Origin of the sequence: Corynebacterium sp. NML120713, from assembly GCF_001875735.1 — a bacterium.
Classification (GTDB): Bacteria; Actinomycetota; Actinomycetes; order Mycobacteriales; family Mycobacteriaceae; genus Corynebacterium; species Corynebacterium pseudogenitalium.
This window is the reverse complement of sequence record NZ_MLCR01000006.1, coordinates 66676-90659: the sequence shown is the minus strand read 5'-3', so window position 1 is coordinate 90659 and position 23984 is coordinate 66676. Positions and strand designations below refer to the sequence as shown.

Annotated in this window: 21 protein-coding genes; 11 read left to right on the top strand and 10 right to left on the bottom strand. The window is 62.7% G+C overall.

Annotated features, from left to right (window positions below; translation table 11 throughout):
* Window positions 1-8: 8 nt before the first annotated feature.
* The 3 genes from BJP06_RS02790 to BJP06_RS02780 are packed head-to-tail and all read right to left on the bottom strand — an operon-like array spanning window position 9 to window position 2623.
* Complete coding sequence (locus BJP06_RS02790; RefSeq protein ID WP_070975850.1) at window positions 9-701, bottom strand: methionine ABC transporter permease; 693 nt, start codon at window positions 699-701, stop codon at window positions 9-11.
* Window positions 698-1729 (bottom strand): methionine ABC transporter ATP-binding protein, encoded by a 1032-nt coding sequence (locus BJP06_RS02785; RefSeq protein ID WP_070363017.1) that lies wholly within the window; start codon window positions 1727-1729, stop codon window positions 698-700. Before BJP06_RS02785 ends, BJP06_RS02790 begins: the two co-directional genes overlap by 4 nt.
* 3 nt (window positions 1730-1732) lie before the next feature.
* Window positions 1733-2623, bottom strand: coding sequence for a MetQ/NlpA family ABC transporter substrate-binding protein (locus tag BJP06_RS02780; protein ID WP_070363016.1), 891 nt, complete (start codon window positions 2621-2623; stop codon window positions 1733-1735).
* A gap of 144 nt (window positions 2624-2767) precedes the next feature.
* Between BJP06_RS02780 and BJP06_RS02775 the strand changes: the two genes are divergently transcribed.
* From BJP06_RS02775 to BJP06_RS02765, 3 genes are read left to right on the top strand one after another with little or no spacing between them, the layout of a single operon-like run.
* Window positions 2768-5905, top strand: coding sequence for an error-prone DNA polymerase (locus tag BJP06_RS02775; protein ID WP_083433167.1), 3138 nt, complete (start codon window positions 2768-2770; stop codon window positions 5903-5905).
* Between the two features lie 19 nt (window positions 5906-5924).
* Entirely contained in the window at window positions 5925-6431 is a 507-nt protein-coding gene (locus BJP06_RS02770) for a PH domain-containing protein (RefSeq protein ID WP_255365775.1), read from the top strand.
* Complete coding sequence (locus BJP06_RS02765) at window positions 6428-7861, top strand: PH domain-containing protein (protein ID WP_071572741.1); 1434 nt, start codon at window positions 6428-6430, stop codon at window positions 7859-7861. The genes BJP06_RS02770 and BJP06_RS02765 overlap by 4 nt, the downstream gene beginning before the upstream one ends.
* On the opposite strand, the gene BJP06_RS02760 is transcribed toward BJP06_RS02765, so the two are convergent.
* A complete protein-coding gene (locus tag BJP06_RS02760; RefSeq protein ID WP_071572740.1) occupies window positions 7784-8254 on the bottom strand; it encodes a tRNA (cytidine(34)-2'-O)-methyltransferase in 471 nt (156 codons plus the stop codon). The genes BJP06_RS02765 and BJP06_RS02760 overlap by 78 nt on opposite strands.
* Window positions 8255-8277: 23 nt before the next feature.
* Between BJP06_RS02760 and BJP06_RS02755 the strand changes: the two genes are divergently transcribed.
* Both BJP06_RS02755 and BJP06_RS02750 read left to right on the top strand, forming a co-directional pair.
* A complete protein-coding gene (locus BJP06_RS02755) occupies window positions 8278-9126 on the top strand; it encodes a bifunctional methylenetetrahydrofolate dehydrogenase/methenyltetrahydrofolate cyclohydrolase (RefSeq protein ID WP_205634833.1) in 849 nt (282 codons plus the stop codon).
* Entirely contained in the window at window positions 9119-9454 is a 336-nt protein-coding gene (locus BJP06_RS02750) for a DUF3017 domain-containing protein (protein WP_240492742.1), read from the top strand. Before BJP06_RS02755 ends, BJP06_RS02750 begins: the two co-directional genes overlap by 8 nt.
* 7 nt (window positions 9455-9461) lie before the next feature.
* Here BJP06_RS02750 and BJP06_RS02745 read toward each other — a convergent pair whose 3' ends face one another.
* Both BJP06_RS02745 and BJP06_RS02740 read right to left on the bottom strand, forming a co-directional pair.
* A complete protein-coding gene (locus BJP06_RS02745; RefSeq protein WP_071572739.1) occupies window positions 9462-10556 on the bottom strand; it encodes a homoserine O-acetyltransferase in 1095 nt (364 codons plus the stop codon).
* A 1-nt stretch (window position 10557) separates the two neighbouring features.
* Window positions 10558-11880, bottom strand: coding sequence for an O-acetylhomoserine/O-acetylserine sulfhydrylase (locus BJP06_RS02740; protein WP_071572738.1), 1323 nt, complete (start codon window positions 11878-11880; stop codon window positions 10558-10560).
* Between the two features lie 345 nt (window positions 11881-12225).
* Between BJP06_RS02740 and BJP06_RS11665 the strand changes: the two genes are divergently transcribed.
* Complete coding sequence (locus tag BJP06_RS11665; RefSeq protein WP_143110521.1) at window positions 12226-13086, top strand: hypothetical protein; 861 nt, start codon at window positions 12226-12228, stop codon at window positions 13084-13086.
* A gap of 231 nt (window positions 13087-13317) precedes the next feature.
* Here the strand turns inward: BJP06_RS11665 and BJP06_RS02730 are convergent, their stop codons facing one another.
* The gene (locus tag BJP06_RS02730; protein ID WP_071572737.1) at window positions 13318-15531 is read right to left on the bottom strand and encodes an NADP-dependent isocitrate dehydrogenase; all 2214 of its coding nucleotides are present in this window, start codon (window positions 15529-15531) and stop codon (window positions 13318-13320) included.
* 103 nt (window positions 15532-15634) lie between these two features.
* Here BJP06_RS02730 and BJP06_RS02725 point away from each other — a divergent pair, with 103 nt between their 5' ends.
* The 4 genes from BJP06_RS02725 (at window position 15635) to BJP06_RS02710 (ending at window position 19585) form a co-directional block, all read left to right on the top strand.
* A complete protein-coding gene (locus BJP06_RS02725; protein WP_071572865.1) occupies window positions 15635-16552 on the top strand; it encodes an exodeoxyribonuclease III in 918 nt (305 codons plus the stop codon).
* A gap of 1 nt (window position 16553) precedes the next feature.
* Window positions 16554-17342: a trimeric intracellular cation channel family protein gene (locus BJP06_RS02720; protein ID WP_071572736.1), complete on the top strand. Its 789-nt coding sequence runs from the start codon at window positions 16554-16556 to the stop codon at window positions 17340-17342.
* A gap of 56 nt (window positions 17343-17398) precedes the next feature.
* The gene (gene trpS / locus BJP06_RS02715) at window positions 17399-18406 is read left to right on the top strand and encodes a tryptophan--tRNA ligase (RefSeq protein ID WP_071572735.1); all 1008 of its coding nucleotides are present in this window, start codon (window positions 17399-17401) and stop codon (window positions 18404-18406) included.
* An 81-nt stretch (window positions 18407-18487) separates the two neighbouring features.
* Entirely contained in the window at window positions 18488-19585 is a 1098-nt protein-coding gene (locus tag BJP06_RS02710; RefSeq protein ID WP_070477651.1) for a YhjD/YihY/BrkB family envelope integrity protein, read from the top strand.
* On the opposite strand, the gene BJP06_RS02705 is transcribed toward BJP06_RS02710, so the two are convergent.
* The gene (locus tag BJP06_RS02705; RefSeq protein WP_071572734.1) at window positions 19545-20819 is read right to left on the bottom strand and encodes a D-alanyl-D-alanine carboxypeptidase family protein; all 1275 of its coding nucleotides are present in this window, start codon (window positions 20817-20819) and stop codon (window positions 19545-19547) included. The genes BJP06_RS02710 and BJP06_RS02705 overlap by 41 nt on opposite strands.
* Before the next feature lie 88 nt (window positions 20820-20907).
* Between BJP06_RS02705 and BJP06_RS02700 the strand changes: the two genes are divergently transcribed.
* On the top strand, window positions 20908-21597 hold the full coding sequence (locus BJP06_RS02700; protein ID WP_071572733.1) for a VIT family protein: 690 nt from the start codon (window positions 20908-20910) through the stop codon (window positions 21595-21597).
* Here BJP06_RS02700 and BJP06_RS02695 read toward each other — a convergent pair.
* Both BJP06_RS02695 and BJP06_RS02690 read right to left on the bottom strand, forming a co-directional pair.
* Entirely contained in the window at window positions 21594-22679 is a 1086-nt protein-coding gene (locus BJP06_RS02695; RefSeq protein ID WP_071572732.1) for a trimeric intracellular cation channel family protein, read from the bottom strand. The two genes, BJP06_RS02700 and BJP06_RS02695, sit on opposite strands and share 4 nt — an antisense overlap.
* A 65-nt stretch (window positions 22680-22744) precedes the next feature.
* A complete protein-coding gene (locus BJP06_RS02690; RefSeq protein WP_071572731.1) occupies window positions 22745-23983 on the bottom strand; it encodes a hypothetical protein in 1239 nt (412 codons plus the stop codon).
* Window position 23984: the final 1 nt, after the last annotated feature.

Below are 23984 nucleotides of genomic sequence, written 5' to 3'. Positions count from 1 at the left end.
GTCACACCTTAGCGGCGCATCACCTTCTTGGACAGCCAGTTGCCCAAGAACTGCGCCAGCTGCACGATGACGACGATGACGATCACAGCCGCCCACGTCACCTGCGGTTCGAACTGGCGGTAGCCGTACACGATGGCGAAGTCACCGAGGCCGCCACCGCCGATGTAGCCTGCCATCGCGGACATATCGATCACCGCGATGAAGATGAACGTGTAGCCGAGGATCAGCGGACCGAGCGCCTCGGGGAGGATCACGGTGCGGATGATCGTCCACGGTCCTGCGCCCATCGAACGTGCGGCCTCAATCATGCCGGGATCGATGGATACCAGGTTCTGCTCGACAATACGGGCCACGGTAAAGGTCGCGGAGAAACACATCACAAACGTAGCTGCGCCCCGGCCAATCGTGGTGCCCACCACCGACAGGGTGATGGGGTAGAGCATCGCGATCATGATGATGAACGGGATCGGCCGGAAGAAGTTCACGGCGAAGTTAATCACCCAGTACACGACGTTGTTCTGCAGGATGCCACCCGGGCGGGTGGTGTACAAGAACACGCCGAGGATCAGGCCACAGATACCACCGACGAGCAGGGTGATGCCCACCATCCAAAGGGTATCGCCGATGGCGTCTACGAACGTGGGGCCGAGCCGGTCCCAGTTCGGCTGCGCCAGAATGAATTCGTTGACAGCACTGTTCATCGACGTATCTCCTGAATATCCGTGGTGCCCTGCAGCGTGTGCAGGAACTCGTTAATCGCTGCATCGTCGCCGTTGAGGCGGACCGTCATCTTGCCGAAGGAGTGCTCCTGCAGGGTCGTAATACCCGCGTGCACCGGCTGAATCGACACGCCGCGTTGGCGCGCCTTCTCCGCCGCACCGAAGAATCCCGAGTGTTCGGTCAGGTCGACGGTGAAGAGGCGCCCAGGCGCCGCGTTCAGCAACTCGAGCTCCTCGTGCTTGTCTGGGGTGTTGCGAAGCGACGTCGATACGAAGCGCTGCGCGACCTTCGTTTTCGGGTCCGAGAACACCTCGTAGACGGAGCCATACTCGACGACCTTGCCGGCCTCCATTACGGCGACCTTGTCCGCAATCGCGCGGATCACGTCCATCTCGTGGGTAATCACCACGATCGTGATGCCGAGCTCCGCGTTGACGCGGCGCAGTAGCTCGAGCACCTCGTGGGTGGTCTCGGGGTCGAGGGCGGAGGTGGCTTCGTCGGCAAGCAAGAGCGAGGGATTCGTGGCGAGCGCACGAGCGATGCCCACGCGCTGCTTCTGACCACCCGAAAGTTGCTCGGGGTAGTTCTTGCCGCGATCCGACAGGCCGACGAACTCGAGGAGCTCCTCGACGCGCGCCCGGCGCTCCTGCTTGCCCAAACCGGCAAGCTGCAGCGGGTACTCAATGTTGCCCGCCGCAGTTCGGGAAGAGAACAGGTTGAACTGCTGGAAAATCATCCCAACGTTTCGGCGCACTTCCCGCAGACGCTTCTCGCTCTTGCCGACGATATTGGTGCCGTCGAGGAGGAGTTCGCCGCTGGTAGGCATGTCGAGCCCGTTGATCAGCCGCACCAGCGTGGACTTGCCAGCGCCGGAGTAGCCGATCACTCCAAGGATCTCACCAGGCTCGACCGTCAGCGACACATTGTCGACGGCCACAACCTCGCGCCCACCCGTTGTAAAGACTTTCGATACGTCCCGGAACTCAACCCGGGTGCCGGTTTTCGTCACGGATTACTTCTCCTGAAGGCGTGCGAGGATAGCGTTTGCGTCATCACGGGAGCGCTCAACAGCGACCGCGGTGCCACGGGAATCCTCCTGGACGGCAGCTGCGACCTCTGGGGAGTTCCACAGCTCTGCGAGGCGGTTGTAGGTCGGGTTATCCAGGTCCTCAGCGCGTGCAGCGAAGACGTTGATGTATGGCTCGCCCTGCTCGGAAGCCGGGTCATCCTGGAAGATAGCCTGCTTTGGCTCAATGCCAGCGCGCTCCAGCCAGGAGTTGTTGATGATGGCCGGGCGGCCTTCCTTGTATGCGGAGGTCGTCTGGGAAGCGTCGACCGGAACGACCTTCACCTTCGACGCTGCCTCGTCGATATCTGCTGGGGACGGTGCCAGTTCATCAGCGCCATCCTTCAGCGTGATCAAGTCAGCCTGGACGAGGACGTTGATTGCGCGGCCCTGGTTCGAGTCATCGTTCGGGATAGCAACCTCGGTGCCTTCGATGCCGTCGAGGGAATCGTGATCCTTCCAGAACAGTGCCAGCGGGTAGATCTCCGTGGTGGACAGCACCTTCAGGTCGTTGCCGGAAGCCTCGTTGTAGGTGGCGAGGTAGAGGATGTGCTGGAACTTGTTCAGGTCAATCTCGCCCTGGGCAAGCGCCTCGTTGACTGGTGCGTAGTCAGAGAACTGCACGATGTCGAGAGTGATGCCGTTGTCTGCCGCGAGGTCCTCGAAGACGGACCATGCCTTCTGGTCAGCGTCGGTGGTACCAATCTTGACGACGGTGTCCTCGCCGCCACCGGCAGCGTCGGTGGTCTTCTCGGCAGAGTCGTTGGAGCAAGCTACCAGGCTGGTAGCGGCGAGGGCTGAAGCTGCGATGGTTGCAATCACACGGTTGAGGCGCATGATGTCTCCTTTATGTCTTTCGTTGGGGAATCATTGATGGTTTGAAAACTTAGCATCTATTGGACCGCTTAGTCTATCCCTGGCTACAAACGTTGAATATAAATCCGCTTGCGCGAGCATTCGAACATGTTTACACTATCGAACATGCGATTCAATGGGGGTGCTCCGCTGACATGGTCAAAGCTGGAGCGGATACTGTCTGGGAACGACGTCGGTCCTGTCGTTCCGGTAGATCACCTCACCTTTGCTGGTGAAGCGGAGGGTGAGGGGGTCGGTGGGCGGCGCGGTGGGGTGCCATTCGCCGAGTTGCACGCGGTGTCGTCCTATAGCTTCCTTGGCGGGGCGAGCGAGCCTGAACAGCTGGTTGCACGCGCTCGGTCGCTCGGACTTTCGGCGCTTGGCCTGTGTGATCGTGACGGTTTCTACGGTGCGGTGAAGTTTGCGGAAGCTGCTGCGGCGGCCGCGATGCCCACGGTGTTTGGTGCAGAGCTGACGCTGAAAGAGGGGGTGCTGCCCGTCCTGGCCCGTGGTGCGGAAGGGTACCGGAGGTTATCGCATCTGATGTCGCGCGCACACATGGAGGGTAGGCAAAAAGGCGAGCTCTCGTACCCGCCGATGTGGGAAATCGGGGAGTGGCTTGATGGCTCCTGCTTAGCGCTTGGCGGGTGGGAGTGGACCCCGCTATTCGATAAATTGAGCGAGAGCTTCGGGGTGGAAAATGTGGTGAGGGAGTACGTGGTCTCACTCATGCCGGATGACGCCGATCATCACCAACAATTAGACCGCTTCGTTCATCTTCCCGCCATAGTGAGTACCCGGCCTGCCGCTGCGACGCGCCGACACGCGCGCCTCGCTGCAGCGAAACATGCGCTTGGCCAGCGCCGCGCGCTGCGGCAAGACGTTGCTGACCTGCACCCCATGGGGGCGCACTGGCTGCGCAGCGGGCAGCAGCTCGCCCGGCTGCTGCCGGGATGTGAGCCGATGCTGGCCACCACCGTGGAGGTTGCCGAACAGTGCGCGTTTACGCTCGACCTTGTCGCGCCAAACCTACCGGACTACGACACTCCTGCTGGCCACAATGAAATGAGCTATCTGAAGGAGTTGACCTACGCGAGTGCGCAGGTGCGGTACGCGACGCGCCCGGAAAACATCCGTGAGCAGGCGATGAAGCAGATTGCTTACGAACTCAGCGTGATTGAGGAGCTCCAATTCCCCGGCTACTTCTTAATCGTGTACGACCTGGTCGACTTTTGTCGGCGCAGCAATATCCTGTGCCAAGGCCGTGGGTCGGCGGCGAACTCAGCGGTCTGCTTTGCTCTCGGGATCACGAACGCCGAGCCGATCAGCGCTGGCCTTCTCTTTGAGCGTTTCCTGTCGCCGGACCGCGATGGCCCACCGGATATCGATATTGATATTGAGTCCGGCAGGCGCGAAGAAGTAATCCAGTACGTTTACCGGCGCTACGGCCGCGAGCGTGCCGCGCAGGTGGCGAACGTGATCACGTACCGGAGGAAGGGTGCTGTTCGTGACGCTTCCCGGGCGCTCGGGTACCCACAAGGTGCTGCGGATGCCTGGTCAAAAGGACTCAGCGACCCGCCGGAGCAGGTATGTACGTTGGCGGAGGAGTTCATTGGCCAGCCACGCCACCTCGGGATCCACTCGGGCGGGATGGTGATCTGCGACCGGCCGATCGCGGACGTCGTTCCCATCGAGTGGGCGCGCAAGGAACAGCGCTCTGTGGTGCAGTGGGACAAAGACGACTGCGCTTCGGTGGGGTTGGTGAAGTTTGACCTGCTCGGGCTCGGCATGCTGGAGGCCCTGCACCACATGGTGGACCTCGTACGCGATACAACGGGCACAGAGGTGCACCTGTGGGAGCTCGACCTCGCCGACACCAACGTCTACGACATGCTGTGCCGCGCTGACGCCGTCGGAGTATTCCAGGTGGAGTCGCGCGCGCAACTTTCCACGCTGCCACGGCTGAAACCACAGCGCTTCTTTGACCTCGTGGTCGAGGTGGCCCTCATCCGCCCAGGCCCAATTCAAGGCGGATCCGTTCACCCATATCTACGGCGCCGCGATGGCCTCGAGCCCGTTCTCTACGATCACCCGGTGCTGGAAAAATCTCTTGGGAAGACGCTGGGTATTCCGTTGTTCCAGGAGCAGCTCATGCAGATCGCCGTCGACGCCGCAGGATTCAGCGGCCGGGAGGCCGACGCGCTGCGCCGCGCGATGGGTTCGAAGCGTTCTCCAGCTAAAATGGCGGCGCTCAAAGCCCGGTTCTTCGAGGGCTGCAACACCACGAACGGGATCGGGGCGGACGTCGCGGAAAAGCTCTGGAACAAGATCGTCGCGTTTGCCGCCTACGGATTTCCGGAGTCGCACTCGCAATCGTTTGCGTCGCTTGTGTACTTCTCCGCGTGGATGAAGTACTACTACCCGGCGCAGTTCTGCGTCGGCCTGCTGCGGGCACAGCCGATGGGCTTCTACTCGCCTCAGTCCCTGATTCAAGACGCCCGCCGCCACGGCATCACGGTGTTGCCGGTGAGCGTGAACGGATCCGGCGTACAGGCGCGCTGTATAGATAATGACACAATTCGGATCGGGCTGAATTTGGTGAAGGGGGTCGGGGAGAAGGCTGCGGCCAGGATCGAGAAGGCCGCGCCGTTCACGGACATCGCGGACCTGGCGCGTCGGGCGGCGCTGACCGTGGAGCACGTCGAGGCGCTCGCCAAGGCGGGTGCGCTGGACTGCTTCGGAGGGGAGCGTCGACAAGCAGTGTGGGCTGCGGGTATCGCAGCAACAGAGCGCGACGGCATGCTGCCTGGGCTTTCAGGTATCGACGCCCCAGCACTGCCCGGGATGACCGCGTTCGAATTGCTCGCGGCCGATGTTGCCGCCACGGGCGTCACCCCTGATATTCAACCGATGCAGCTGCTGCGCGAACACTTGCAACGGGAGGGGATTCTCCGAGCGGTCGACCTTCGTAGCGTGGAAGACGGTACCCGCGTCCGCGTCGCAGGCGTGGTCACGCACAGGCAGCGGCCGCAGACGGCATCAGGCCTGACGTTTCTGGGGATGGAGGACGAAACCGGGCTGCTGAACATCATGGTGTCGCCGGGGCTGTGGAAGCGGCAGCGCGTAGTGGCGCGCACAGCGCACGCGCTGGTGGTGCGCGGGATTGTCCAAAATGCGTCAGGTGCGGTCAGCGTCGTGGCGGACCGTCTGGAGCAGATCGATGTCGGCCAGTGGCTCTCGCGTGGTTCACGTGATTTTCGGTGAAGTCGCTAGGGTAGGGCCCATGGAACAGCAGACTGACGCACTCGCGAGACCACCGCTACCGGCCTCGGTTGAGCAGATGCACCGCGTATCACCGAAGTACATGGTGCCCATGCTGGTGACCAATACGGTGTGGGCGCTGATCGTGATCGGCGGCTTGCTGTGGGCGCAATGGAAGTACGGCGGTTGGTGGATGTGGGGTGCGGCCGTCTGCGGAGTGTTCTTCATCTGGAAGTACTTCCTTATCCCGTTCCAGGTACGCAACCTGGCGTGGCTGGAAACGAACAACGAGCTCATCCTGAGCCAGGGGAAGATGTGGCACACGCTCACCGTTATCCCTTACGGGCGCATCCAGTTCGTGGACGTCAACACGGGACCGGTGATGCGGATGCTTGGGCTCAAGAAGTTGGTGGTGAACACGGCATCGGTCAGTTCGGTGACCACGCTGCCTGGGCTTCCCGCCCACGACGCCGACGCGCTGCGTGACCGGCTTGTGGTCAAAGCACGCGAACAGATGAGTGGCCTATGACAGCGGCCTCTGAGTACCGGCGGGTCCACCGATTGACCCCGTTGCTGCGCGTGTGGGCGACGCTGCTTGCGCTGCTCACGATCGCTGTCTTCAACTTCACGATGCCCCTGGTCAACTGGCTGCAGGACGAAGGCATCGGCATCATGGATGTGGGCGTGGCCGTCGGCGTGTTTGTCGTTGGCCTGCTCGTAGTGTTCATTATTTCGCAGCTGTGGTGGGCCAAGATCGGATTCCGCGTTGGCGAAGAAGACATCGAGCTGACGCGAGGGGTGCTCACCACTAAGGTGCGCACCGCTCGCTACGACCGGATCCAGGCAGTCGACGTCATCGAACCGTTCGCGCCACGTCTGTTCGGGCTTGCGGCGGTGCGCGTCGAGGCGGCCGGCGGCAATAATTCGGCCATCGAGATCGCCTACCTGCCCCGCGCGGAAGCGGACGAACTACGCGCCGAGATCCTGCAGGCCATCGCTGCCCGCCCCGGCGCAGCTGCGTCGGCGTTGACGCCCACCGAGCAAGACGTCGAACCGGCTAATACGCTGGTGCCACCAATCCCGATTGGTCGTTCGCTGCTTGCTGCAGCGTTCCAACTCTCAACCATCATTACTGTCGTCTCGAGCGCCGTCCCGCTCTTCACCGATCTTTCGATCACCGCGGCAGTACCGATCCTCGTCGGGTTCGTGCCACAGATCTGGCACACCATCGACCACTCGTGGCGCTTCAATTCAGTGCTTGACGACGCCACCTCCGGCAGCAACGGGGCCGTCATCAACATGACGTACGGGCTTGCGAACCGCAGGCACCAAGCAGTCCCGCTGCACCGCATCCACGCGGTACAGCTTCGCCAGCCACTGCTGTGGCGCATGTTTGGGTGGTGGACCGTCTCGGTGACTGTGGCCGGGTACGGGTCCGAGCGCAACAAGGCAACTGGCACGTCCAAGCTGCTGCCGGTCGGGACCTTGGAGCAGGCCATGCAGGTCATCGACGCGATTGCGCCGCTGTCCGGTGAGGCGATGCGAGACATGTCGCGTGCACAGCTGCGCTCCCCGCTCTCTGCGCGGTGGGTTTCACCGGTTGATTGGCGGCGGCAGACAGTCGCGCTGTACCCAGAGGTCACCGTGCTCACATTCGGTCGCCTGTCCCAGCGGTACCAGATGGTGGAAAACGCGCATATCCAGGAGCTTTCCTTCAAACAAGGGCCGTTGCAGCGCAGGCTTGGCCTCGCGCACGTGCGCTTTGATCTGGTCCCTGGAGCCGTCAAAATGGTGGCGCGGGATATGCGCGCGGGGGAGGGGCGTTGGCTCGTCGACACGCTGCGCACCCGTACGCTGCCCCCGGTAGCTACCGAGCCGGAGCTAGACGCCGCCGACGAATCCCAACTGCCGCCAGGCCTCGAAGACGGCGACGGAAGCGGAGTTGGAAAGGTTCATTGACCTACGGCTCGGCAGCATCGGGATGCGGAGCTGCTTGGTCACGCGAGGGTGGTTGCGGTGTGCCTCGGGCAGCCCGGTCGGCTCGGTGCCGAAGAGGAGAGCGTCGCCGTCGCGGTACTCCACGTCCTGGTAGTAGTCGGTCGCCTGGGTGGTGAACGCGAAGATGCGGGCATCCGGGATAGAGGCGAAGCAGGCGTCGATAGTTGGGTGAATCTGGACGTCCGCTAAGTCGTGGTAGTCCAGCCCTGCGCGCTTCAAGTGCTTGTCTTCGAAGTTGAACCCGAGCGGCTCCACGAGGTGCAGCACGGCGCCGGTGTTTGCGCACAGCCGGATTGCGTTGCCGGTGTTGCCTGGGATGACGGGATTGTCAAAGATAACGTGAAAAGCGCACATGGTTACAGTCTAGGATGGTCACCGTGACTGCGATTAAATTAGACGGAAAACTGTACCGCGAGGAGATCTTTGCGGATCTCAAAACACGAGTCGCCGCCCTGCGGGAGCGTGGAATCACGCCGGGGCTGGCTACCGTACTGGTCGGCGATGATCCGGCGAGCCAGAACTACGTGCGCATGAAGCACCGCGACTGCGAGGAGCTCGGCATCGCCTCCATCATGAAGGAGCTGCCGGGGGACATCACGCAGGAGGCGCTCGAGGAAGTCATCGAGGAGCTCAACAACGACGACGCCGTCACCGGCTACATCGTGCAGCTGCCCCTGCCGAAGCACCTGGATGAGAACCGCATCCTGGAACTGATCGACCCGGACAAGGACGCCGACGGCCTGCACCCGGTCAACCTGGGCAAACTGGTGCTTAACGAGCCCGCGCCGCTGCCGTGCACCCCGAACGGTTCCATCAAGCTGCTGGAGCGCTTCGGCGTGGATCTTAACGGCGCGATCGTGTGCGTCATCGGCCGCGGAGTGACCGTGGGTCGCCCAATCTCGCTGATGTTGACCTCGCGTAACGTCAACGCCACGACGGTGCTGTGCCACACCGGCACGAAGGACTTGGCCGCGGAGACGCGCCGGGCGGATGTGGTCATCGCGGCCGCTGGCAAGCCACACATGATTACCGCGGACATGATTAAGGAAGGCGCCGCGTTGCTGGACGTGGGCGTCTCTCGTGTCGACGGCAAAACGGTCGGCGACCTGCACCCGGATGTGTGGGAGAAGGCGGGCTGGGTCTCGCCGAACCCTGGTGGCGTTGGCCCGATGACTCGCACGTTCCTGGTCCGCAATATCGTGGAGCGAGCTGAGCAGCTTGCCTAACTCGGCAGAAGGGTTGTCGCTGGACAACCCTCATGACATTGGGAACCCGCCCTCGCCACTGCCTCGGAACGTGCAGGTGGCGATGGTCGGCGTGTTCATCCTGGGGTTTGTTGCCGCGGGGGTGTGGTCGCTGACGGATCATTGGCGGCGCGCCACGTTCACGCTCGGGGCGACCATGCTGTGGTGCGCACTGCTGCGCCTGACGTGCGACTCGCAAGTCATTGGTCTGCTGGCAGTGCGCTCCAAGCGTTTCGATATCGCGTTTTCCACCGGCCTGGGCGCCGCGATGGTGTGGCTAGCCTGGTCGGTGGACGCGCTGGGCTCCTAAAGGGATCTTACGCGCTGGTCAGCGCGATGAAGTTGCGCAAGATGTTGTCCATCTGGCGGGCCTCGACGAGAAACGCGTCGTGGCCAACCGGGGATGACAGCTTGTGCATCCCCAGCAGGTTCCCCAGGTTGCGGGACATGTGTTCCTGCTGGTGGTAGGGGTACAAAATATCCGTATCGACGCCCACAATCATCGTCGGCACCGTCGACGAGTGCAGCGCTTTGTTTAGGCCTCCGCGACCGCGGCCGATGTCGTGGCGGTTCATAGCTTCGGTGAGTGTGACGTAGGCGCCGGCGTCGAAACGTTTGACGAGCTTTTTCCCCTGGTAGTCTAGGTAGCTTTGCACAGCGAAGCGCTGGTCGTGCTCGCGGTAGGGGCCGAGTGGGTTTTCGCCTTCTTGGGCGCTGGTACCGAAGCGTTCGTCGATTTCGAGCTCACCACGGTAGGTGAGGTGTGCGATGCGCCGGGCGGCAGCCAGTCCCTCATCGGGGGAGGTGCCAGTGGAGTAGTAGTCGCCGCCGTGCCAGTTGGGGTCGCGCACGATGGCGTAAATCTGAGCCTCCTGGATGCCGATCTGCCAGGCGCTTGCGCGCGCGGAGACCGCCATGACGCAGGCGTAGCCGACAGATTCGGGGTAAAGCAGCGTCCACTCCAGGGTGCGCGCCCCGCCCATGGAGCCTCCCATGATGGCATGGACACGGTGGATGCCAAGCTGGGTGAACAGGGTGCGTTCGGCGCGGACCTGGTCGCGAACTGAAAGTGCGGGGAAGCGGGACCCCCACGCGGCGCCGTCGGGATGCGTGCTCGCAGGGCCAGTCGAGCCGTAGCAGGACCCGATCACGTTGGTGCAGATCACGCACCAAGTGTCGGTGTCGAGTGCTTTGCCGGGGCCAATCGCCCCGCTCCACCACTCGGCGGCGTTGGAATCGCCGGTTAAGGCGTGCTCAACAACAAGGATGTTGTTGTCGCCCTTCGGGTCACCCCGGAACTGCCCCCACCGCTGGTACGCGATGTGGGCGTCCTGGATAGTGGCTCCGGCCTCTGTGGTGAAGTCACCAATCGGGACTATCTGCAGCTCGCCTTCAGGCGCCAGGTTGGGCATGTTAGATCGCTGCGAATCCGCGCTCGAGGTCCGCAATGATGTCGTCGGCGTCTTCGATACCGACGCTCAGGCGGATGGTTGCCTGGGAGATGCCGGCGCGTGCCAGGCCCTCCGCGTCCGACTGGGAGTGCGTCGTCGTGGCCGGGTGAACCACCAGGGAGCGGACGTCGCCGATGTTCGCCAGGTTCGAGTGCAGCTTGAGGGCGTCGATAAACTTCCAGGCGTTGGTGTGGTCGTCCTTGTCGCCTGCGACCTCAAAGGAGAGGACAGAGCCCGTATACCGCAGGCCGAGCTGATCCTTGACCGCGTAGTACGGAGAGGACTCGAGGCCGGCGAAGTTCACCTTGGCTACCTTGTCGTGCTCGCTGAGGAACTTCGCTACCTTCAGTGCGTTCTCGTTGTGACGCTCCACGCGCAGGCTGAGCGTGTCTAGGCCCTGCAGCGCAACCCACGCGTTGAACGGGGAGATCGCAGCGCCGGTGTCGCGCAGGATGCCGGCGCGGGCCTTCAGTGCGAAGGCCGGTGCACCGAGGTCCGCGTACTTCAGGCCGTGGTACGCCGGATCCGGGGTGACGAAGTACGGGAAGACTGGCTTGCCGTCGCGCTCGACGGTCCAGTCGAACTTGCCGCCGTCGACGAGGACGCCGCCGATAGCTGCGCCGTTGCCCGTGTAGAACTTCGTAGTGGAAGCGACCACGATGTCCGCGCCGAGCTCCAGTGGGCGGACCAGGGCAGCGGTGGCCATGGTGTTATCGATAATCAGTGGCACCTGGTTGCGGTGCGCGACCTCCGCGACGGTCGGGATATCGAGGACGTCGGCAATCGGGTTGCCGAAGGTCTCGCCGTAGAACGCCTTCGTGTTCGGCTGGACGGCCGCCTGCCAGCTCTCTGGATCGTCAGGGTTGTCGACGAACGTGACGTCGATGCCGAGGCGCGGCAGCGTCACCTGGAACAGGGTCTCGGTGCCACCGTAGATGCGAGGTGAGGTAACGATGTGGTCGCCTGCCGACGCCAGGTTCGTAATGGCGGCGGTCTCTGCAGCCATGCCAGAGGCGAATGCGGTAGCTGCGACGCCACCCTCGAGGTCCGCGATGCGGTCTTCGAGTGCCTGCTGGGTTGGGTTGGTCAGGCGAGTGTAGATCGGGCCTGGGTTGGAGAGGTTGAAGCGGTCTGCTGCGTGCTGAGCGTTGTCGAACACGTAGGAGGTGGTCATGTAGATGGGTTGGTTGCGGGCCCCGTAGTCGCTGTCCACGGCCTGACCGGCGTGGATGGTGCGGGTGTTGAAGGACCAATCTTTCGTATTGCTGTTGTCGTATTGAGTCATGGGGAACAATGTAACGCTTGGTAGGTTTCGTGTGAACCAAGCTGTCTAGCAATACTGTTTAACCAGGCGATATATGTGAATATAAATAGAATAGTGAAGAGCGTCCAGCGTCACGCTCACCCCGGGCGGTAGTCATGCCAACTTGCTGGTTCAACCATGTTGACAATAGTGACGGTGATGTACGTTCGTGAACCTTCGCGTCGCGCAACGCGGGGTAGGCCTTCGGCGACGGGAGGGAACCGGTGCCGGGTTTTCGCCGTCAGAAAAGACATGGGGATTGACAGAGCACATAAGGCACAACAGCAACGGTGGGAGGAACGGAAGGAAGAGCTACGGCGGGGGATTGTGGACAAGCGGGTTCTTTCCCACAAGGAACTCGACAAACTCCGAGGGCCGTATCGGGTGCTCGACACGAGCATTGTGTATGCAGAGAAGGGCTGGAAAGAGCTGAGGTTCCACGAACGTCAGTGGCTGCGCGTCGAAGCTGCTGCGATGATGAGCAGGGAAGCGGTGTTGGTCGGAAGATCGGCCGCGCGCATGCACGGCATTTGGGTGATCAGTACGACGGAAGAACCCGTCGAACTGTGTCTGCTTTCGAGGGGGAGCCCGCCATCTCGCCGAAACCGGGAGGGGATAATGTTTCGGCGCATGGTGCTGCGTAGCAACGAAATCTCGTTGCGCGACGGCCACCGGGTTACTAACGGTTTCCGAACGTTTGCTGACATCGCCCGCCATTACGGCTTCGTCGAAGGGCTCGTCGCTGCCGACTACCTTCGGTGTAGTGGGTTTACGTTTGAACTTCTTGAACGGGAGGCATCCCAACTTGGCAGGCTAAAGGGCGTTGCCGTGGTCCGGGAGTGCATCCGGCACTGTGTCGCGGATTCCGGTTCGCCCTACGAATCTTTCGCACGCGCCCTGCTGATCCGCGCCGGGATCGGCCCTTTGTTTACGCAGTACGAAGTGGCTGGACGCTACGCGGACCTCTGCGTCGACGGCTGGCTGCTCATCGAGATCGACGGCAACGTGAAGTACCAAGGACCCAATGCCGAATGCGCTCGCCAGGAAGAGTTCGAGCGGCAGAAGAGAATCGCCAACAGGGGCTACGTCTTCCTGCGTTACTCGCCATCCTTCTTGCGTCGGTACCCCGATCAGTTCGTCCGCGAGGTCCGCGACACCATCGCTGGCCGCCGGGCAGCCCTCGGGTGAGTACCTGCTACTCGACGCCACCACACCCGCAGCCCGCTCTTCGCCGAGGATGGTAACCAGAGGACGGTAATCAGCCGAGTAGAGGTGGTCGCCGTCGGCCCAGTTACTCGGCAGATTACCATCCTCTGGTTACCACGTGGGGGTTGCCATCCTGGGCGCCAGGTTAAGAACCGTAAACGAAACCCCGGCCGCCGCGAAAACGCAGCAACCGGGGCCGATCAAACCGAGGGTTTACTTCAAACCGTCAATCACCTTGTTAAACGTTGCCGACGGACGCATGACGGCAGTGACCTTGGCCTCCTCAGGCCAGTAGTAGCCACCCAAGTCGGCAGGGGAGCCCTGGACCGCGAGCAGCTCTGCGTCGATGGTCTCGGCGTTCTCTGCCAGCGCTGCAGCAACCGGAGCGAACGTGGCCGCCAGGTCTGCGTCCTCGGACTGCGCGGCGAGCTCCTCAGCCCAGTAGCGTGCCAGCCAGAAGTGGGAGCCGCGGTCGTCGATCTCGTTGACCTTGCGTGACGGCGACTTGCCCTCGTTGAGCAGGGTCTCCGTTGCGTGGTCCAGCGCGTCACCGAGGACGCCTGCCTTCTCGTTGCCCTTGGTGTTCTTCTCGTGGCGGAAGGACTCGGCAAGCGCGAGGTACTCGCCGAGGGAGTCCCAGCGCAGGTGGTTCTCCTCCTGGACCTGCTGGACGTGCTTCGGCGCGGAGCCGCCGGCACCGGTCTCGAAGAGGCCGCCGCCAGCCATCAGTGGAACGACGGAGAGCATCTTCGCGGAGGTGCCCAGCTCGAGGATCGGGAACAGGTCGGTGTTGTAGTCGCGCAGGACGTTACCGGTTACGGAGATGGTGTCCTCGCCGCGGCGGATGCGCTCAACAGAGACCTTCGTCGCCTCAACCGGGTTCATGATGGAGATGTCCAGACCGTCGGTGTCGTGGTCCTGCAGGTACTTGTTCACCAGCTCGATGAGGTTGCGGTCGTGTGCGCGCTCCTCGTCGAGCCAGAAGATGGCCTTCATGCCGGACAGGCGTGCGCGGTTGACCGCGAGTTTGACCCAGTCCTGGATCGGGGCGTCCTTGGTCTGGCATGCGCGCCAGATGTCGCCGGCTTCGACGTCGTGCTCGATGAGGACGTTGCCAAGCTTGCTGACAACCTGCACCTTGCCGTCGGCAGGGATCTTGAAGGTCTTGTCATGGGAGCCGTACTCCTCAGCCTTCTTCGCCATCAGGCCGACGTTTGGCACGGTGCCCATGGTGGTTGGGTCGTAGGCGCCGTTGGCGCGGCAGTCGTCGATAACCGCCTGGTAGACGCCCGCGTAGGAGGAGTCCGGGATGGTCGCCAGGGTGTCCTGCTCCTGGTCGGCAGCATTCCACATGTGGCCCGAGGTGCGGATCATCGCAGGCATCGAGGCGTCGATAATCACGTCGGATGGTACGTGCAGGTTGGTGATGCCCTTGTGGGAGTTGACCATCGCCAACGCCGGGCCGTCCTTCAGTGCCTGCTCGAAGGCCGCGCGGATCTCCTCGCCATTATCGACGCCAGCAAGGCCATCGAGGATCGCGCCCAGGCCGTTCTCGCCGTTCAGGCCAGCAGCGAAAAGGGTCTCGCCGTACTTGTCGTAGACGTCCTTGAAGTATGCGCGGACGACGTGGCCGAAGATGATTGGGTCGGAGACCTTCATCATCGTTGCCTTCAGGTGGGCGGAGAAGAGCACGCCCTCTTCCTTGGCGCGCTTGACGGCGTCGAGAAGGAAGGCGTCGAGTGCCTTGGCGGACATGAAGGTGCCGTCCACGACCTCGCCAGCCTCAACGGCCAGGGAGTCTTTGAGGACGGTCTCGGTGCCATCATTGGCGACCAGCTTGATGGTCAGGGAATCAGCCGCCGGCATGATGACGGACTTCTCGTTGTGGCGGAAGTCGCCAGCATCCATGGTCGCAACGTTGGTCTTGGAGTCCTTCGACCACGCGCCCATCGAGTGTGGGTGCTTCTTCGTGAAGTTCTTGACGGCCTCCGGCGCGCGGCGATCGGAGTTGCCCTCGCGCAGGACTGGGTTCACGGCGGAGCCCTTCACGGCGTCGTAACGCTTCTGGACCTCGCGCTCTTCGTCGGTGGAAGGATTGTCCGGGTACTCCGGCAGGTCGAAGCCAGCGGCCTGCAGCTCTGCGATGGCCTTCTTCAGCTGGACCAGGGAAGCCGAGATATTCGGAAGCTTGATGATGTTCGCTTCGGGGGTAGTAGCAAGCTGGCCGAGCTGCGCAAGTGCGTCGTCCATCTTCTGCTCGTCGGTGAGACGCTCCGGGAACTGCGCAATGATGCGGCCTGCAAGCGAGATGTCAGCGGTGGTGACATCGAGCCCCGCCTGAGCGGCGAATGCCTCAACGATTGGCTTGAGGGAATAGGTTGCCAGCAGTGGCGCTTCATCGGTGCGTGTCCAAATGATTTGAGCCATGGTTCTCCTTAAGTATCGCGTCAAATGTGTTGCCTAAACCCACAGCGTACAGCTTTTACATACCGCGTGTCTTGTATTAGCGGGGAAAGGTAGGGTCATGGGCATGGTTTTAAGCATTGCTTCGGTCAACGTCAACGGAATCCGCGCGGCAACGAAGGTCCGCAACGAGCTCAATCACGGGATGCACGCATGGCTCGACGCCTCGTCTGTCGACGTCGTGCTGATGCAAGAGGTGCGGGCAACGCAGGAACAAACCGAGCTCGCGCTGGCCCCTGCACTTGAGCAGGGGTGGCACCTCGCCGTCGCCCCGGCGGAGACTCCGGGCGCGAAAGGCCGCGCGGGTGTGGGAATTCTCTCAAGAACCCCCCTATCTGAGGTAAGCGTTGGCATCCCGGGCTTCGAGGATGCGGGGCGTTTCCTTGCGGCGACGCTAGAGAATGGCGTGCGGGTGGCGTCGCTCTACCTGCCGTCGGGCGCCGCGGAGACCGCCAAGCAGGACGAGAAGTACCGCTTCTTCGACCAGTTCGGCCCGGTGCTCGAGGAGCTGCCCGCGAAGTACCCCGACATGGTGATCGCAGGCGACTGGAACATCTGCCACCGCCGCGAAGACCTCAAGAACTGGAAAACGAACCGGAAGAAGTCCGGTTTCCTGCCCGACGAGCGCGCGTTCATGGACTCCGTCTTCGGTGCGTTCCCGGATGACGCCGCGCAGGACCTCGAAGACAAGGAGGCAAGCCGGTGGGCTGGGGCGGTGGAGTATGAGTCGGAGGGGCGTCGACAAGCGAATGACAACCCACAGTGGTTTGACGTCGCGCGCCGCCTGCAGCCCGAGGACGCGCCGTACACGTGGTGGACCTACCGCGGCCAGGCGTTTAACAACGACGCCGGCTGGCGCATCGACTACCAGGCCGCAACGAAGTCCATGCTCGAGCGCGCGCAGCGCAGCTGGGTGGAGAAGGCACCGACGGTAGAGCAGCGCTGGTCGGATCACTCCCCACTCATCGTGGAATACGACATTTAATATGGACGCAGTCAGCACCGATCAGCTCATCACCGCGCTGTTCATCATCGGTATCGTCGCAGAGGCCATGACCGCGGCTGTCTCCGCGGGCCGCATGCGCATGGACCTCTTCGGGGTCATCACCCTCGGCGCGTTGACCGCGCTCGGCGGCGGCACGGTGCGCAACCTGCTGCTGGGGATTTACCCGATGGTGTGGGTGGAAAAACCCGAGTACCTGCTGCTCGTCGTAGTTGCTTCCGTACTGACTGTCCGCATTAGTTGGCTGATGCACCAGCTGCGTCGCGGCTTCTTAGTTGCCGACGCCATCGGGCTCGCCGCGTTCGTTGTTGTTGGTATTCGAATCGCGATTGAGAACGGCCACGGGTTCATCATTGCCTGCGTGGCCGCCATCACCACCGGTGTTTCCGGCGGTATCATTCGCGACGTCCTCTCCGATCGTGTGCCGCTGGTGTTCCGGAAAGAGCTGTATGCGTCGGCGGCGGTGATTGGCACCGTGGCGTGGTGGCTCATGATGATGGTGGGGGTCCCGGAGTGGGTCAACGTCATTGTCACCGTGCTGCTCGTGCTGGGTATCCGCCTGGTTTCCCTGAAGCGTGGCTGGTCACTGCCGGTCTATGTGTACGACGACGAGCGCGTCGCCGAGATCGACCCGAAGTACGCGCTGACCTCTTACTTCTACCGGCGAGCGCGGATGGTGCCGGGGGCGCGCCAGGTCTACCGCGGCATCAAGCGCATGCGACGCACCGACCCGCGGCCAAACAACAGGGCCGACAAAGAGGAAAAAGAATAGGGCAGGGAGACAGGTAGCGCACGCGCGCGTTCCAGTCTGGTCTACAGTAAGTAGGCATGACTGAAAAACAGCGCGTACTTTCCGGAATCCAACCCACGGCAGACTCCTACCACCTTGGCAACTACCTCGGGGCGTTGAAGCAGTGGATTGACCTGCAAGACGGGTACGACGCGTTCTATTTCATCCCGGACCTGCATGCGATTACGGTCGACCAGGATCCGAAAGAGCTGCGCGAGCGCACCATCGCGGGCTGCGCACAGCTGATCGCGCTCGGTATTGACCCTGAGAAGTCCACGTTGTTCGTGCAGTCGCACGTGCCGGAGCACACGGAGCTGACCTGGGTGTTGCAGTGTCTCACCGGCTTCGGCGAGGCCAGCCGCATGACGCAGTTTAAGGACAAGAGCCAGAAGCAGGGCCAGGACCGCACCTCTGTGGGCCTGTTCACGTACCCAGTGTTGATGGCGGCCGATATTTTGCTGTACTCGCCACAGCTCGTGCCCGTTGGCGAGGATCAGCGCCAGCACCTCGAGCTGACCCGTACGCTCGCTGAGCGCTTCAACTCCCGCTACGGCTCCACCTTCGTGGTGCCTGAGGGGCTGATTCCGGAAGGCTCGGCAAAGATTTATGACCTGCAGGATCCGACGTCGAAGATGAGCAAGTCTGGGCAGAACCCGAAGGGTCTGATCAACCTGCTGGATGATCCGAAGGTGTCCGCGAAGCGGATTCGTTCCGCGGTGACGGACGACGATGGCGTCGTCGCCTACGACAAGGAGAACAAGCCCGGCGTATCCAATCTGCTGGTGATCCAGTCGGCGCTGACCGGCACCCCGATTGACTCGCTGGCGGCCAGCTACGAGGGCAAAGGTTACGGCGCACTGAAGGTGGATACGGCGGATGCACTCGAAGCCTTTACGACGCCACTTCGCGCCCGCTACGACGAGCTCATGAACGACCGCGCGCAACTGGAACGCATCCTCGCAGACGGAGCGCAGCGCGCCCGAGAAATCGCGGCGCCGTTGGTCAAAGACGTCTACGAGAAAGTCGGGTTCCTGGCCGGAGCCTAATAATTCGGTGGCTAGATGGTGGACCTTTCCTCTACGATGGTGTGCTTAACGTAACAAACCAGAAGTAGGGAAGGGACTGTGATGGCCACTTCGACGTCGCCACAGACGGAGTACACCGATCGGCAGGGCATTGAGCGCGCCACGAAGCAGCAAACAGAGGGCGCTGCGGACGAGATTGCGAAGAAGGCTCCGGCGGTCGGGCACCTGATGCGGATGAACGAGCGTTTCTCCGCGCAGGGCGGAAACCAGCTTTCAGCAGGTATTACGTACTTCTCGGTACTGTCACTCTTCCCGCTGGCGATGTTGCTGTTCGCTGCCCTCGGTATGTTTTTGAACGGGCGCCCGGACATCATGCAGCAGGTGCAGGACCAAATCACTGAGAACCTCGAAGGGGGACTCGGCGAGACCGTCAACGAGTTGCTACAGGCAGCGATCGACCAGCGTGGAGCCGTCGCAGGTGTCGGTTTGCTCACAACCCTCTGGTCCGGCTTGGGATGGATGAACAACCTGCGAGTCGGCGTTTCGGCGATGTGGAACCTTGACGCGAATGATGGTGGAAACTTCGTCGTGAAGAAGCTGACGGACCTGTTGGGCTTGATCGGTTTGATTCTGCTCTTCATCGTGGCGTTCGGTGTGACCGCTGTAGGTGCATCCTCCTGGACCTCGCAGGCGATGGAGCACTTCGGTCTCGGTGACTTCCCGGGGGCCCGCCTCGTGGTGTGGGCCGTCGGCCTGTTGGTCGGTGTGCTGGCGAACTTCCTGGTTATGTGGTGGATGGTCACGTACATGCCGCGCACGAAGGTGCCGATGAAGTCCGGCCTGAAGGGCGCGCTGCTCGGCGCGGTCGCGTTCGAGCTGGTGAAGCAGTTCGCAACCGTGATCGTCAGCTCGGCGACGGGCAACCCAGCCGGCGCGATCTTCGGCCCAGTGATTGTGCTGATGGTGGTGCTCTATCTCATCTGGCGCGTTGTGCTCTACGTTTCTGCCTGGACCGCAACTACAGAGGAGTCGTTGGAGCTCGAGCCGGTTGAGGTCCCGGAGTCCGCGATCATTAATGTGCGCGCGGGCGCGTACCAGGACCCTGCTAGCAGCGCCTCGGCATCGGGCAAGGCGCTAGGCATTGGGGCCGCGATTGGTGCTATTGGCGTCGGGATCGTTTCTTTGCTGACGCGAAACTAAGCGCGACGGCGAGTGCGGTAACCACCAGCACGCCGCCGACGAGCGCGATGGAAAGCCAGGGAATGCCACCCTGGCTTTTTGCTGTTCCAGGCTGCTCATCAGCGGTATCGGTCGGCTGCGATGTTGTCGTCGGCGTTCCCTCGACAGGGTTCAGCGACGCCACGTGGGTGTGGCCCTCGGAGGCGTAGGCGTAGGACTCGTGGAGGAGTGACTGCGCCTGCTGCCACGCGCGCATCCTGTCCACCGTCGTATCAAGCACGACTGCCACCAGCCGCGCGCCTTCGTGGTTGACGGCGCCCACGAAGGTGTGGTTCGCGTCGTCGGTATAGCCGGTCTTGCCGCCGATGCCGTCAGGGTCGTTGAGGTAGAGCTGGTTGTCGTTCCACAGCTCGTAGCCCGGGATGTCGCCGTAGCCGGGGAAGGGGTAGGAGGCGGTGTCCGCGATCTCGGCGAACGTCGGGTTGGAAAACGCGGCCCGGTAGGCGAGCGCCATATCCCATGCTGAGGTAGACATTCCAGCGCGGTCCAGGCCGGAGTAGGAGGTTGCGCGCGTATCCGTCATGCCGAGCGCTCGGGCTTTCGCGTTGATCTTGGTCAGGGTGGCGTCGTCGCCCCCGAGCGCCTGGGCGAGGGCGTGGGCGGCGTCGTTGCCCGAGGCCATCAGCAGGCCGTGCAGCAGGTCGTTGACGGTGTACTCGCCACCTGCGCCGATGCCGACGGCGGAGCCTTCCTGACCGGCGGATTCCTCGCTGACAACAACGCGCTGCTCGCGGGGCAGCTCGTCAATTGCCACGAGCGCGAGCAGCACCTTAATAATCGACGCCGGCCTGTACCTGCCGTGCGGATCCTTCATCGCGATCACGTCCCCGGTATCGAGGTTGGCGACGAGCCACGCGGACGCGAGCACCCCCTCGTCGACGTGGAACCCCTCAGGAGCCTCGATGCCGCATGGGCCTTCGTAGGTTACGGGCAGGGGCTGAAGGGTTTCGGTTTCGCGAGCCTCGGACGCCGATACCGGTTCGGGTGGCCACAGGGAGCGCTCGCAATTGTTTGTGTCCGGCGCGTGGAGGCGGACCGGTGGCACCCAGTTGCCGTAGTCGTCGTAAAACCCGGGGCGAGGAGTGACCGTCGTTGTGGTTGTCGTGTCCTCCGCGACTGCCAGCGAGGCAGGGGCGACGAGGGCGATGCACAGAGGCGCGCACACGGCGCTTGCGATCCGTTTTGCAGTGTTCATCGCAGGCCATCGTACGCCAGGTCACCCGCGATATTGGTGAGGCTGCGCTTCGCTGCGCAGGTGTCTTATTTGGACCACCATGTAGCGCATGGTTGCAGTGGAAGGCATGAATGAGCGGCTGAACAAGCTGCGCGCGGCGGTGCTCGGCGCGAATGATGGCATCGTGTCGACAGCCGCGGTGGTCGTCGGCGTCGCGGGTGCTACCCCGAACGTTCCCGCGATCGCCACGGCGGGCATCGCCGCCCTGATCGGTGGGGCGGTATCGATGGCGCTCGGCGAGTACGTGTCCGTGTCCTCACAGCGAGACATGGAAAATGCCTTCATTGAGCGCGAGCTCGAGCTGCACAAGGAGGACCCGCACGAGGAGTTCGAGCACCTCGTGGCAGGCTACGTCGCGTCCGGTCTGAGCGCGAAGACGGCGCTGAGGGTGGCGAAGGAGCGCACCGCAGAGGACCCCATCAAGGCCCACCTGGAAATGCACTACGGCATCGACGAGGACGACCTAGCGAACCCGTGGTCGGCCGCCATCGCGTCGTTCATTTCCTTCTTCCTCGGCGCACTGTTGCCGCTGGCGGCGGTGCTGCTTCCGCCGGACTCGTGGCGCGTGGCCTCGACGTTCATCGTGACACTCGTGGCGCTGGCGGCGACGGGCGCGGTCTCTGCGCGCATCGGCGGTGCGAGCGTGACGCGCGCCGTGCTGCGCCTGGTTATCGGTGGCGCACTCGGCCTTGCCATCACCTTCGGCGCCGGTTGGGTCTTCGGCACTACGGCTCTCTAGGAGTTGCGGGCCTCGTACTGTTTAACTAGCCGCTCGATGAGTTCGTCGGTGAGTTTGTCGTCCTGCAGGATCATGTCGAGCATCTTGCTCGCGGACTGGTCCAAGTGCTGCTCTTCGTCGTAGGAGTCGCCCGTGAGGTCCATCCCGATGCCATCGAGCAACGACTCGCTTGTCGACGCCCCCTCCGCCACATCCTGGCCGTCCTCCACGTTGATCGCCTCGAACTGGGAGGTGAATTCCTGGAGGAACGCGTCCGCCTCGTGGACGGCCTCCGAACGTCCTTTACCGCGCTTGACCTCCGACTCGATCCTGCGTTGGAGCGCCTTCTCCATCTGGCGGTGGCGCCAGGAGCGCACGCGAGTCGGCTCGAGTTCCCGCGCGATGCTGCGTGAGCGCCGCTCCGCCTTCCGCGCCAGTTCCGCGAGGTGCGCCGCAGTTTGGTTCACCGGGGCGAATTCTGAGTTCGTAGAGATCCGCCAGTTGCCGTAGTAGCCGAGCAGGAACAGCGCGAAGCTGGCAATCGGGCCGAGCACCATCCCGACTGCCATGTGGTCGGTGGCGTGGCCAAGCAGCACGATGACGGAGCATGCCACAGCCGGAATGACTGTCGGTTGGTTGTTGCCGAACACGCTTGGCTCGCGGCCGGTGACGACGTCGCGAATCATGCCACCACCCGTCGCAGTGAACACTCCCATCATGATCGCGGGCAGGACCGGCAGCCCGTACGCCAGGGCTTTTGACGCCCCCGTTGCCGCCCACAGCGCGGAGACGAAGGCGTCGCCGTGGCTTTCCAGCACGCTCCACGCCCGCCCTTTGAAGTAGGTGAACCGCGCGATCACCGCGCCGGTAAACGCCAGGATGAGGTATTCCGGCTGGCTCATTGCGGCGACGGTGCCTTCGTTGATGAGGACGTCGCGAAGCATGCCTCCGCCGAGGGCGGAGAGCATGGCGATGAAGAAAAACCCGATGATGTCGTAGCCGCGGTGACGCGCGATGGTGCCACCGATGACGCCCATCAGTAAGACACCGGAGACATCGAACCAACGATAGATAGCGGAGATTAACGGATCGACCTGGTCCATGGTGGCACATTCTACGTGTGCCGGGCTCCGGCCCTTCGGCGGCCTCAGAAACGCCTAGAACTTGCCTAGAACTTGGAGAAGCGCTTGATGAGTTGCAGCTCCATCTCGTTCCACGCCTCAGCCTTATCCGTAAACGGTGCGGACGGAACGTAGCCTGCGGCTTCGGTGGAGCCGAGCATGTATGCCAGGTAGTCCTGCATACGTGGGTTTGCCAACAGGAAAGAGTTGAGCGAGTCGTCCTTTGCCCAGTCGGCGGCGTCGGCAAGCAGTTCGTATGCCTTCGCCATCTGCTTGGTATCGACGGCATCAACGCCCTGCTTGATGTCCTGCGCGATGCCGTTGAAGGAGTAGGAGTTATCCGGGTGGACGGTGACATCGAGCTCGCCGGCGTTAGCCAGGGTGACCAGGTCAGACCAGGTGGCGATGCCAGCCAGGTCGTGGTCATCATTCTCGATGATCCAACGTCCAAGGTGCTTGGTGGACGGGAAGGTGAAGATTTCGCCGTACTTGCCTAAAAATACCGGGTTGGAGCCCAGGTAGGTGCGCAGCGTGTAGACGCTCTTGCCCTGGATAGAGACCTTGACCGGGTCGATGCCGGCGCGTGCCCACGCGGAGTTGTCGTACGGGTCTTGCGATTCCTGCTCGGCCTGTTCCTGCTCGGCAGCCTGCTGCTGTGCTTCTTCGCGGGCCTGTTGCGCGGCCTCAATGGCTGCGACAGCGGCGCTGACAGCAGCGGAGTCGATGGAATCCGTTGGCACCACGCGGACCGACTCATCGAGGGACTTGACTACGTCCTCCCAGTTGGCCAGCACGACTCGGCCGACGCCCGACCACTCGTCCAGGCCGTTCTCGCCCTGGTAGTGGTCCGAGCCGCGGTTGACATTGCCCAGAATTGAGTGGGAGGCGAAGAAAATCAGCGCAGGCTCTGCCGCCGCGACCTCTGCGAGGGAGCGCGAAATCTGCAGCACGCGGGACAGGTGCGAGACGTTCTCGTGGCTCGGGCGGCCGGCAAGCAGCTCCGGCGCACCGATGATGTCGAAGTATTGCTTGTCGTTCGGCACAACGCGGTCGTCGCCCTGGTTGGAGAACTGCTCCCACTTCGGGTGGTCCGCCAGATCGTGCTTCGGCGTGTTGTTCATGTACGCGAGCAGCGCCTCGGGGGATTCGAACACGAGCACCGAGTTTTCATCGCCGAAAAAGGCCTGCCACTCGGAGCCGTGCTCCTTCCAGGTTGGCGCCCACAGGGTGTAGAAATCGCCGTCGGTCAGTGAAAGTTTGACGGGCAAAATAGCACGGGTAATCATG